The 11183-nt window shown below is 65.4% G+C and carries 12 protein-coding genes; all 12 read left to right on the plus strand.

All coding sequences use genetic code 11. The features are described 5' to 3' along the window. The first annotated feature begins 187 nt into the window (after positions 1 to 187). The 12 genes from PMI40_RS08465 to PMI40_RS08520 all read left to right on the plus strand — a co-directional run bounded on the left by PMI40_RS08465 (position 188) and on the right by PMI40_RS08520 (position 11115). Positions 188 to 1093, plus strand: coding sequence for an SDR family oxidoreductase (locus PMI40_RS08465; RefSeq protein WP_040501828.1), 906 nt, complete (start codon positions 188 to 190; stop codon positions 1091 to 1093). A 24-nt stretch (positions 1094 to 1117) separates the two neighbouring features. Continuing rightward, the gene (locus PMI40_RS08470) at positions 1118 to 1996 is read left to right on the plus strand and encodes a MaoC/PaaZ C-terminal domain-containing protein (protein ID WP_008114132.1); all 879 of its coding nucleotides are present in this window, start codon (positions 1118 to 1120) and stop codon (positions 1994 to 1996) included. A gap of 37 nt (positions 1997 to 2033) precedes the next feature. Next, the gene (locus PMI40_RS08475) at positions 2034 to 2813 is read left to right on the plus strand and encodes a citryl-CoA lyase (RefSeq protein ID WP_008114135.1); all 780 of its coding nucleotides are present in this window, start codon (positions 2034 to 2036) and stop codon (positions 2811 to 2813) included. 12 nt (positions 2814 to 2825) lie between these two features. Continuing rightward, positions 2826 to 3617, plus strand: coding sequence for an enoyl-CoA hydratase-related protein (locus PMI40_RS08480; RefSeq protein WP_008114136.1), 792 nt, complete (start codon positions 2826 to 2828; stop codon positions 3615 to 3617). Between the two features lie 77 nt (positions 3618 to 3694). Next, positions 3695 to 4822: an ABC transporter substrate-binding protein gene (locus PMI40_RS08485; protein ID WP_008114138.1), complete on the plus strand. Its 1128-nt coding sequence runs from the start codon at positions 3695 to 3697 to the stop codon at positions 4820 to 4822. A 73-nt stretch (positions 4823 to 4895) separates the two neighbouring features. Then, positions 4896 to 5768: a branched-chain amino acid ABC transporter permease gene (locus PMI40_RS08490; protein WP_008114141.1), complete on the plus strand. Its 873-nt coding sequence runs from the start codon at positions 4896 to 4898 to the stop codon at positions 5766 to 5768. A 7-nt stretch (positions 5769 to 5775) separates the two neighbouring features. Next, complete coding sequence (locus PMI40_RS08495) at positions 5776 to 6672, plus strand: branched-chain amino acid ABC transporter permease (RefSeq protein WP_008114143.1); 897 nt, start codon at positions 5776 to 5778, stop codon at positions 6670 to 6672. Beyond that, positions 6669 to 7475, plus strand: a complete 807-nt coding sequence (locus tag PMI40_RS08500) for an ABC transporter ATP-binding protein (RefSeq protein ID WP_008114145.1) — start codon at positions 6669 to 6671, stop codon at positions 7473 to 7475. The genes PMI40_RS08495 and PMI40_RS08500 overlap by 4 nt, the downstream gene beginning before the upstream one ends. Then, positions 7472 to 8209 (plus strand): ABC transporter ATP-binding protein, encoded by a 738-nt coding sequence (locus tag PMI40_RS08505; protein ID WP_008114147.1) that lies wholly within the window; start codon positions 7472 to 7474, stop codon positions 8207 to 8209. The genes PMI40_RS08500 and PMI40_RS08505 overlap by 4 nt, the downstream gene beginning before the upstream one ends. A gap of 1 nt (position 8210) precedes the next feature. Next, the gene (locus PMI40_RS08510) at positions 8211 to 9860 is read left to right on the plus strand and encodes an AMP-binding protein (RefSeq protein ID WP_008114148.1); all 1650 of its coding nucleotides are present in this window, start codon (positions 8211 to 8213) and stop codon (positions 9858 to 9860) included. A 26-nt stretch (positions 9861 to 9886) separates the two neighbouring features. Beyond that, positions 9887 to 10366: a MaoC/PaaZ C-terminal domain-containing protein gene (locus PMI40_RS08515; RefSeq protein WP_008114149.1), complete on the plus strand. Its 480-nt coding sequence runs from the start codon at positions 9887 to 9889 to the stop codon at positions 10364 to 10366. Further along, on the plus strand, positions 10366 to 11115 hold the full coding sequence (locus tag PMI40_RS08520) for an enoyl-CoA hydratase/isomerase family protein (RefSeq protein ID WP_008114150.1): 750 nt from the start codon (positions 10366 to 10368) through the stop codon (positions 11113 to 11115). Before PMI40_RS08515 ends, PMI40_RS08520 begins: the two co-directional genes overlap by 1 nt. The last annotated feature ends 68 nt before the right edge of the window (positions 11116 to 11183 follow it).

Below are 11183 nucleotides of genomic sequence, written 5' to 3' on the forward strand. Positions count from 1 at the left end.
AGAGACAACTTGCAGCAGCACGCTGCGGCAAGGACAGCAAGGCGAAGGCCAGGCGCACCGGGACACCGGTCGGCAACCTGGCCCGCCGGACACGAATGCAATCCGAAGCGAAACGGCGGGCCCGCGCACGCGGCATGAGCTCGCACGTCGGTTCCAGACAGGGAAGTCAGTCATGAACAATGGATCAATGTTGGACGGCAAGGTAGTGATCGTCTCGGGCGCCGGTGGCGGCATCGGTCGCGAGATCGCGCTGGCCATGGCGCGTCACGGCGCGGCGGTGGTGGTCAACGACATCGGCGCCTCGCTCACCGGCGATGGTGCCAGCGCAGGCCCGGCGCAGCAGGTGGTGCAGGAGATCATCGAGGGTGGCGGTCGGGCCGTGGCCAATACCGATAGCGTGGCCGAGGGCGCGTCAGCCGAGCGTATCGTCGAGCAGGCGGTGCAGGCCTTCGGTCGCCTTGATTGCGTGGTCAACAACGCCGGCATCCTGCGCGATGCGCTGTTTCACAAGATGAGCGGTGACGAATGGGATGCCGTGCTCAAGGTTCACCTGTATGGCGCCTATCACGTCAGCCGCGCCGCCGCCGCGCATTTCCGCGAGCAGCAATCCGGCAGCCTGGTGCACATGACCTCCACCTCCGGCCTGATCGGCAACCTGGGGCAGGCCAATTACTCGGCCGCCAAGCTGGGCATCACGGCGCTGTCCAAATCGATCGCGCTGGACATGCAGAAATTCAATGTCCGTTCCAACTGCATCGCGCCATTCGCATGGAGTCGCATGATCAGCTCGATCCCGGTCAAGAGCGAAGAGCAGGCCGCCCGGGTCGAGAAGATCAAGCGCATGACACCCGACAAGATCGCGCCGCTGGCCGCCTTCCTGGCCAGCGACGCCGCCCACGACGTCAACGGCCAGGTCTTCACGGTGCGCAACAACGAAATCTTCCTGATGAGCCAGCCGCGCCCGGTGCGCTCGGTGCACCGCTCCGAGGGCTGGACCGCCGAGACCGTGGCCGAGCATGCGATGCCGGCCCTGAAGCCCAGCTTCGTGCCGCTGGATCGCTCCGCCGATGTGTTCCAGTGGGACCCGGTGTAAACGCCCACGATAAAGTCCACAGCCATGGCCATCGACTATCACAAGCTCAAGAACTGGCAATTCCCGGTGCTCGAATCGCGCTACGACCAGGATGCGTGCATGCTGTACGCACTGGGTATCGGCGTGGGGGCGGCCGCGACCGCGCAGGACGGCGCCGGCGCCTTGCACTATGTCTACGAGAAGGACTTGCACGTCATGCCCAGCATGGCGGTGATCCTGGCCCATCCCGGCCTGTGGATGGGCGCGCCCGAGGTCGGGGTGGACCTGCTCAAGGTGGTGCATGGCGAACAGCGCCTGCGCCTGCATCGCGCCCTGCCCAGCAGCGCCAGGATCATCGCCCGGCCGCGCCTGAAATCGGTGATCGACAAGGGCCGCGACAAGGGCGCGCTGCTGATCGTCGAGCGCGAGCTGCGCGATGAGGCAGGGGTGCTGTATGCCACCATCGAACAGACCAGTTTCTGTCGCGGCGATGGCGGCTTCTCGGAACACGGCCAGCCGGGCGACACCGCGCCGGCCCCCTTGCCGCCGGTGCCGTCGCGCGCACCGGACATGGTCTGCGATCTGCCGACGCGGCCGGAGATGGCCCTGATCTATCGGCTGTCGTCGGACCGCAATGCCTTGCATGCCGACCCGCAGACCGCGCGCCGGGCCGGGTTTTCCAACACCATCCTGCATGGCCTGGCGACCTACGGCCTGGCCTGCCATGCGCTGGTGCGCAGCTGTTGCGACTACGACGCCAGCCGCCTGGTGTCGCTCAATACCCGATTCTCGGCGCCGGTGTATCCGGGTGAAGACATCCGCACCGAGATCTGGCGCGACGGCAACCAGGTGCATTTCCAGTCCCGCGCGCTGGGCCGGGATCAACTGGTCCTGTCCAACGGCACCGCCGAAATCGCGGCCTGAACCCTGATCGATCCACTGCAAGCACACGGAGACATTGATGACCACCAAGACCGACGCGATCCGATCCGATATCGCCTACAGCACGCCCGACCGTATCGTGGTACGTGGCAAGGACCTGCCCAACGAGATCCTGGGCAAGATGAACCTGGGCGACTTCGCCTACCTGCAACTGACCGGCAAGACCGCCACCCCGGAACAGTCGCGCATGTTCAATGCCCTGCTGATCACGCTGGTCGAGCATGGCATCACCCCCAGCGCCATCGCCGCCCGCATGACCTACGCGGGCGCGCCCGAGTCCTTGCAGGCCGCGGTGGCTGCCGGCCTGTGCGGCCTGGGCACGGTATTCGTGGGCACCACCGAAGGATCGGCGCGGATGCTCTACGAGGCCTTCGAGGGGGCCGGCGAGAACCCCGACCTGGACGCGCTGGCGCACAAGACGGTGGCAGACTTCCGCAGCCGCAGGCAGAGCATTCCGGGTCTCGGGCACCCGGTGCACAAGCCCATCGATCCACGTACCCCGCGCCTGTTCGAGCTGGCCGCCGAGAACGGCATGTCGGGCAAGTACATCGCGCTGGTGCAATTGATCCAGCAGCACGCCGAACGCGTCTCCGGCAAGGTGCTGCCGATCAACGCCACCGGCGCGCTGGGCGCCATCTGCTGCGAGTTCGGCTTTCCTTGGACGATCGTGCGCGGCTTTGGCGTGATGGCGCGCGCCATCGGCCTGGTCGGCCATATCCTGGAGGAATCGCAGGCCCCGATCTCGTACCAGCTGTGGCACGAAACCGAAGCGCGTGCCAGCGCCCACCTGCGAACCTGAGGAGACACGATCATGGACCAGGCGCCAGTGCTGTGCGACTACCAAGATGGCGTAGCCACCATCACGTTGAACCGGCCCGACCGGCTCAATAGTTTCAACGACGCCATGCACGATGCGATTGCCGCATTTCTGGACCGTCTCGAACGGCAGGCCGACCTGCGCGTGGTGCTCATCACCGGCCGTGGACGGGCCTTCTGCGCCGGACAGGACCAGGGCGACCGGGTTCCGTTGCCGCCCGGGCAGAAGCGCGACATGGGCGCGGCGCTGGAGCGCTACTACAAGCCGCTGGTATTGCGCCTGCGCGCCTTGCCGGCGCCCGTGGTGTGCGCGATGAATGGCCTGGCCGTGGGCGTGGGCGCGACCGTGGTGCTGGCCTGCGACATCGTCATCGCCGCCGAGTCGGCCTATTTCATGCAGGGTTTCACCAAGCTCGGGCTCATGCCCGATGGCGGCGCCACGCAGTTCCTGCCGCAACGCATCGGCACGGCGCGGGCGATGGATCTGTGCTTGCTCAACGACAAGTTGAGCGCAAGGCAGGCGCAGCAGTGGGGCTTGATCTCGCGCTGCGTACCCGACGCCGAGTTCGAGCAGCAGACCGGTGCCCTGGTCGAGCGCCTGGCCGGCGCTGCCACACGTGCCGTGGCGCTGACCAAGCGCGCCATTTATGCCGCCGCCGGCAACACGCTGGAGCGGCAACTCGATCTGGAGACGGTGCTGCAGCGCGAACTGGGTTACACCGACGATTATCCGGAAGGCGTGAGCGCCTTTCGCGACAAGCGCGCGCCCGTGTTCCAGGGGCGCTGAACGCTGCCAGCAATACCTACGCAGTGAAAAAAAACGGGCGCCGCATGCAGCGGCACCGATCACAACAGGAGATGACGATGATCAAGTTCAGCAACGCAATCAAGGCAGGCGTACTGGTCTGTGCGCTGGCGGTATCGGCGGCAGGGCAGGCCGCCGACCTCACCATTGGCGCATTGTTTCCGCTGAGCGGACCGAACGCGTCCTACGGCGATATCTTCGGCTCCGGCGCCAATCTCGCCGCCGAGCACATCAATGCCGACAACCTGCTGGGCGGCAAGCTGTCGATCCAGTACGAAGACAGCCAGGCATTGCCGCAGCAAGGCGTCATCGGCATGAACAAGCTGGTCAATGTGCAGAAGGTGCCATATGTGCTGTCGGCCTTTACCGGCGTATCCAAGGCGATCTCGACCATCGCCACCCGCAGCAAGACGGTGGCCGTCAACGGCGGCGGCGTCGGTCCCGACCTGGCCGAGCTGGGGTCGTATTTCTGGAACATCATCCCGCTGGCCAATGTCGAGGTGCGCGCCATCATTCCTTACCTGGTCAAGCAGCGCAATCTGAAGAATGTGGTGCTGGTGTACGTGGATGATCCACTCGGCCAGGCCATCCGCAAGGAAATGGAAACCGCGCTGCCGGGCGCCGGCGGCAAGCTGGTCGAAGCGCTCTCGGTGCCGGCCACGGCGCAGCAGTTCGGCGGCATCGCCGCCCGCGTGCGCGCAGCCAATCCGGATGTGATCTATGTGGCCTCGTATGGCTCGCAGCAGTCGCAGATCGTCAAGCAGTTCCGCGACAACGGCATCAAGCAGCCATTCGCCAGCTATACCGCCTTCTCGATCCCGCAGGTCAACGCCCAGCCCGAGGCCGTCGGTTCGGTCTATACCTCGCAGAACATCGATTGGGATTCGCAGGATCCGGTGACCAAGCGCTTCGTCGACGACTACAAGAAGAAGTACGACAAGATGCCCACCGCGTACATCGCCAACTACTACAACGCGGTGCGCATGTTCGGCCTGCTGGCCCAGCAACTGGTCAAGAAGGGGCAACCGGTCACCGGCGAGAACCTGCTCAAGCAGCGCATCGAGACCAAGAGCTTCGACCTGGTGGGCGGCCGTGTCACCTTTGCCGACAACGGCACGGTGACCATGCCGATGCAGATCAACGAGATCGATGGCAAGGCCGGCAAGGTGGTCGGCACCGCCAAGTAAGCCAGGGCGTCCTTTCGCTAAAAGAATGCTGTCGATGCCCTTGCCAGGGCACCGGCAGCGCAAGGAAACGAGCATGCTGCTACTACAGCTTTTGATCAACGGGGTGCAGGTCGGCGCGTTGTATGCGCTCATCGCGGTCGGCTTTTCGCTGATCTTCGGATCGACCCGCATCTTCCATTTCGCCCATGGGTCGGCATTCACCATCGCCGCCTATGTGTTCTATTACCTGCTCTCGGTGCAGCACCTGCACTGGGCCATCGCGGTGCCGGCCGCAGCCATCGCGGCGGTGGCATTCGGACTGGCGCTGAATCGCTTCGTGTATGTGCCGATCCAGAAACACGAAGGTTCGTTCTTCACCGTCTTCGTGGCTTCCTTCGGAGTCGGGATCGTGGTGCAGAACCTGTGCGGCATGCTGTTCGGGCGCAGTTTCGTCGCCGTCGACACGTCCCTGAGCCAGAGCATCGAACTGTTTCCCGGCCTGTATGTGTCGCCGCTGTCGGGCATCGCGATCGTGATCGCCGTCATCGGCTTTCTAGCGCTGCAACTGTTCCTGTCGCGCACCCACACCGGCATGGCCATGCGGGCATTGTCGGAGAACCCGGAGCTGGTGCGGGCCTACGGCCTGTCGCCGCGACGCCTGTCGATGACGGTGTTCGCGCTGGGCTCCTTTCTGGTGGTGCCGGCCGCGCTGATTTCGGCAGCCAGTTCCGGCCTGAACCCGGCCATCGGCCATCACGTCATGCTCATCAGCCTGGCTGCCACCATCGTCGGCGGCGTGGGCAGCCTGCGCGGCGCGGCCTGCGCCGGATTGCTGCTGGGCCTGGCCGAGAATATCGCGCTGGCCTATTTCGAACCGCAGTGGAGCGAAGCCATCACCTTCATCGTGCTGTTTTTGTTCATCCTGTTCCGTCCGTCCGGTTTCTTCGGCCGGGCAACCGCCAGCTGAGGCCGCCATGCTCGCTTATCTTCTCAATCTCGCCACCCTCATCTGCATCAACGCGGTGCTGGCGATCACGCTCAACTTCATCATGGGCTATGCCGGCATCTTCTCGATCGCGCATGCCATCTTCTTCGGCGTGGGTGCGTATGGCGCGGCCTGGTTTGCGCTGCACGTATCGGCCTCGATCTTCCTGGTGATCCCGGTGGCGATGGTGGTCGCCGGTGCGCTGTCGCTGGTGCTGGCCTTGCCTGCCTTGCGGGTGCGCGGCGAATATTTCGTCGCCGCGTCGCTCGGGCTGCAGGTGCTGGGCGTGACCGTGTTTTCCGAATGGAAGTCGGTTACCGGCGGCCTGGGCGGCATGATCGGCATTCCGCCGGCCGATATCTTCGGTCATGCGGTGTCCGATCCGGTGCAGTTCCTGCTGCTGGCCTTGTGCTGCCTGGTGCCGGTGCTGGTGCTGACCAGCGTGCTGTTGCGCTCCAGTTTCGGGCGCAACCTCAAGGCCATCCGCGACAGCGAATCGGCATCCTATGCGGTGGGCAAGAACGTGGCGGTCATCAAGACCCTGTCGGTGGTGCTGTCGGCCATGCTGGCAGCCGTGGCCGGCGCCCTGTACGCGTTCTACATGGGCTTCATCAACGTCGAGAGCTTCATGCTCGATACCTCGGTGCTGCTGATGGCGATGGTCATCATCGGCGGCACCGGCACCTTGCTGGGTCCGCTGGTGGGAACGGTGCTGCTGATGCTGCTGCCGGGCGTGTTCAGCTACATGACCTTCCTGCCACAGACCGAGGTCGGGTCCATCCAGCAGATCGCCTACGGCCTGGCGATGGTGCTGCTGATGATCTATCGCCCGGGTGGCATCGTCGGCACCGGCAAGTCGCGCATCACCAAGGAGAAGCTCGCATGAACGCCATCGTCGAATCCGGCGCCGCCGCGCTCGCCCCGGCCAGCCCCAAGCAAGGCGGCGAGGTGCTGCTGTCGATCCGCAATCTCAACAAGAGCTTCGGTGGCCTGAAGGTGACCAACGATGTCTCGCTCGACCTGCGGGCCGGCATCGTCACCACCCTGGTCGGCCCCAACGGCGCCGGCAAGACCACGCTGTTCAACCAGATCACCGGACACCTGGCGCCGGACTCGGGGCAGATCCTGTGGCGCGGGCAATCGGTGCTGGGCAAGAGGCACTTCCAGATCAGCCGCATGGGGATCGCCCGCACCTTCCAGGACCTGCGCCTGTTCAATCACATGACGGTGGAAGAAAACATCCTGACCGTGATGGAACCGACCTCGTGGATCTGGCAACCGGGCGGCCGTGCGGCGCGCAATGAACGGCGCGAGCGGGTGCACGCCATCCTCGGGCGCACCGGGCTGGCGGCCAAGGCCGACACGCGCGCCATCGACCTGGCCTATGCCGAGCGCAAGTTCCTGTCGATGGCCCGCATCATGGCCGCCGACGCCCGCATCTGGCTGCTCGACGAACCGGCCTCGGGCCTGGACCGCAGTTCCTACGAGCTGTTTCTCGACCTGTTGCGCAGCGAAGTCAGCCGCGGGCTCACGGTATGCATCATCGAGCACAACCTCGACATCGTGGTCGGCATCTCGGACCGCATCGCCTTTCTCGACCAGGGCAAGCTGCTGGCCGACGGCCTGCCCGAGGTGGTGCTCAAGGACCCGCACCTGGCGGCCATCTATTTCGGAGACCAGAACGCATGACAGCACTTGCCAATCATGAACCCCTGCCAGCCCTGCTGGAGACGCGCGGCCTGGTGGTGGGCTACGGTGGCCGACCGGTACTGCGCGATTTCGATTTCGACTTGCGACCGGCCGAGGTGCTGTGCCTGATCGGTCACAACGGCGCCGGCAAGTCGACCCTGCTCAAGACCCTGTTCGGGCTGATCGCACGCCAGGGCGGCCAACTGCTGCTGGACGGCAAAGCACTGGAGACGGTCGAGCCGCGCCGGCTGACGGCGGCCGGTATCTCGCTGGTGCCGGAAGGGCGCGGCATCTTTCCCGGCCTGACCGTGGCCGAGACCATGAAGATGGGCCTGTGGGCGGCCTCGGTGCCGCCGGCCGAACGGGCCGAGCGCCTGGACTGGGTGATGTCGGTGCTGCCGGCGCTCAAGCAATTCTACGAGCGTCGCGCCGGCACCTTGTCGGGTGGACAGCAGCAGATGGTGTCGATCGCACGCGCATTGCTGTCGCGCCCGCGCTGCCTGCTCATGGATGAGCCGTCGATCGGGCTGGCACCCAAGCTGTTCCAGGACCTGCTGCAACCGATCAGGCAATTGCAGCGCGAGACCGGCATGGCGATCCTGCTGGTCGAGCAGAACGTCAAGGAAGCACTGAAGATATCGGACCGCGTGGTGGTGATGAAATCAGGCGTCATCATCCGTGAAGCGCTGCCCGAGGAACTGAACGATAACGCCAAGCTGATGGAGTTGTATTGATATGTCCGCCACTGCTCTTTCCCCCCAGGATCAATCGACCGGCCACGCCGGCCTGCTGCAAACCATGCCGGCGCTGCTGGCCCGCAACGTGGCCGAGCGCGGTGACGCCATCGCCTTCTACGACGGCGAGGTAGAGATCACCTATGCCCAGTTCGACCGCATGGTCAGGCGCACCGCCGCCTGGTTGCAACAGCAGGGCGTGGGCCCGGGCGATCGCGTGGCGGTGTGGCTGGTCAATCGCATGGAATGGCTGGCCATGTATTTCGGGCTGGGGCGACTGGGCGCGGCGATGATGACGGTCAATACCCGCTACCGCGCCCACGAGCTGGCGTACATCCTGGAGCGCTCGCAGGCCAGCATGCTGGTGCTGCAACTGAACTTCCGCAAGATCGACTTTCCCGCGGTGTTGCAGGATGTGCCGGCCGAAGCCGCCAGCCTGCTCAGGAAGGTGGTGGTGGTCGATGCGGTCGGTGCCGAACTTCCCACGCAGGTACTGGGCAAGCCGACGGTGGCGTTCGACCTGGCCGGGCTGCCCGATGTCGAGGTCGCCGATGTCTCCTCGCCCCACGCCCACAGCATCCTGTTCACCACCTCGGGTACCACCAGCGGTCCCAAGCTGGTGCTGCATCCGCAGCGCACGGTCAGCCTGCACAGCCAGCGCGTGGCCCCCGCCTACGGCTTCACCGAAGCAGGCGTGCGCCTGCTGGCGAGCTTGCCGCTGGCGGGCGTGTTCGGTTTCAACGCCGCCATGGCCGCTTTTGCGGCCGGCCAGCCGGTGGTGTTGATGGATACCTTCGACGGACCTGCCGCGGCACGGCTGATCAACCAGCGCCACGTGACCCACGTCTTCGGCAGCGACGAGATGTTCCGCCGCATCATCGAGCACGGGCAGGGCGAGCGGCCTTTCCCCAGTGCGCGCGTGTTCGGATTTGCCTGCTTCCATCCCGGCATCGTCGAATACACCCAGGCGGCCTGGGCGCGCGAGATCCCGATGATCGGACTGTATGGCTCCTCCGAGGTGCAGGCACTGTTCTCGTTGCAGCCGCGCGCCTTGCCGCTGGACGAGCGCATCAAGGGCGGCGGCCTGCCGGCCAGCCATCGCTCGGGCGCCGAGATCCGGATTCGCGACATCGACACCGGGCAATTGCTGGGCCCGAACCAGAGCGGCGTCATCGAGGTGCGCTCCGATACCAATTTCATCGGCTACCTGAACAATGCCGCGGCCACGGCTGCCGCCATCGACGCCGAGGGGTTCTTCAATACCGGCGATGTCGGTTACCTGCGCGAGGATGGCAGTTTCGTCTACCAGACGCGCCAGGGCGATGCCATGCGCCTGGGTGGCTACCTGGTCAGTCCGGTGGAGATCGAGGACGTGATCAAGACCGTCGCCGGTGTGGCCGATGTGCAGGTGGTAGCGGTCGATATCGGCAACCAGGCGCGACCGGTGGCGTTCGTCATCGCCAGCGCCGGCGCCCAGCCGCAGGAGTCGGCGATGCGCCAGGCGGCCGCGGCGGTGCTGGCGCCGTTCAAGGTGCCGGCGCATTTCTGGATGGTCGATGAATTCCCCAGCACCCAGAGTTCGAATGGCACCAAGATCCAGCGCGTCAAGCTGCGCGACATGGCCTTGCAACGATTGACAAGGGCGGCCTGAGGGTCGCCGCCAAATTGGGAGACGGCATGAGTTCGTACTATCTGGAAGATTTCACCCCGGGCCAGGTCTTCACCAGCAGCGGGCGCACCATCACCGAAGCGGACCTGACCATGTTCTCGATGATTTCCGGCGACTGGAACCCGATCCACGCCGATGTCGAATTCGCCCGTAACACCCGCTATGGCCAGCGGGTGGTGCATGGCACGCTGGGCATTGCCATCTGCACCGGCATGCTGCACCAGTTGGGCATCTTCGAGAAATCGGTGATCGCGATGCTGGGTTTGCGCGACTGGAATTTCAAGAAAGCGCTGCTGGTGGGCGACACGGTGCACCTGGAGCTGGAGATCCTGTCGGTCGCGCCCGGCAAGAGCGGTCGCAGCGGCAAGCTGGGTCGGCGTTTCCGCCTGTTGAACCAGCACGGCGAGCTGACGCAGGAAGGCGACAGCGACGTGCTGGTGCTCACGCACGAAGGCGCGCGCCAGCAGCAGGCCGAGGCGGAGCAGTGATGGGCGAGCTGGTCTTGCGCCAGGACCAGGACGGGCTGGCCACGCTGACCTTGAACCGTCCCGAGAAGATGAATGCGCTGACGGTGCAGATGTTTCTCGAGCTGCACCAGCACGTGGCGGCGCTGGAGCAGCAGGCCGATACCGTCGGTGCGGTGCTGCTGCGGGGCGCCGGACGCTGTTTTTCGGCGGGCAACGACCTGCGCGACCTCGCCGCCGGCCAGCCATTGCCGCTGCCGCACCTGCAGGCGCGCACCATCGACCGCCTGGCCAGGCTGCCGCAACCGGTGATCGTGGCCGTGCATGGTCATTGCTATACCGGCGCGCTGGAGCTGGCGCTGGCGGGCGACCTGATCATCGCCTCGGCCACCGCCAGGTTTGCCGATACCCATGCCAAATGGGCGTTGACGCCGCTATGGGGCATGAGCCAGCGCCTGCCGCGCCGTGTCGGTAGCGCCCGGGCGCGCGAGATGATGTTGCTGGGACGTACCTACGACGGCGCCCAGGCGGTGGCCATGGGGCTGGCCAACTTCTGTGTCGACGATGCCGCGTTCGATGCCGAGGTGGCATCGCTGGCGCGCGAGCTGCTGGCCGGTTCCTGGTTTTCGCACCGCGCCAACAAGCGCCTGCTGCACGACACCGATGGCTTGTCGCTGGATGCCGGGCTGGCCCATGAAGTCTTTCGCAATGCCGGCAAGGGACCCGACATGCAACGGCGCATCGCCGCCTTTGGCAAGCAGGCCAAATCATGAACGATCCGTTACTGCATTCCGGCACCGCCTTGCCGGCACGGTTGCGCCTGCCGGTCATCGGCTCCCCC

The organism is Herbaspirillum sp. YR522 (assembly GCF_000282575.1).
GTDB lineage: Bacteria > Pseudomonadota > Gammaproteobacteria > Burkholderiales > Burkholderiaceae_D > Herbaspirillum.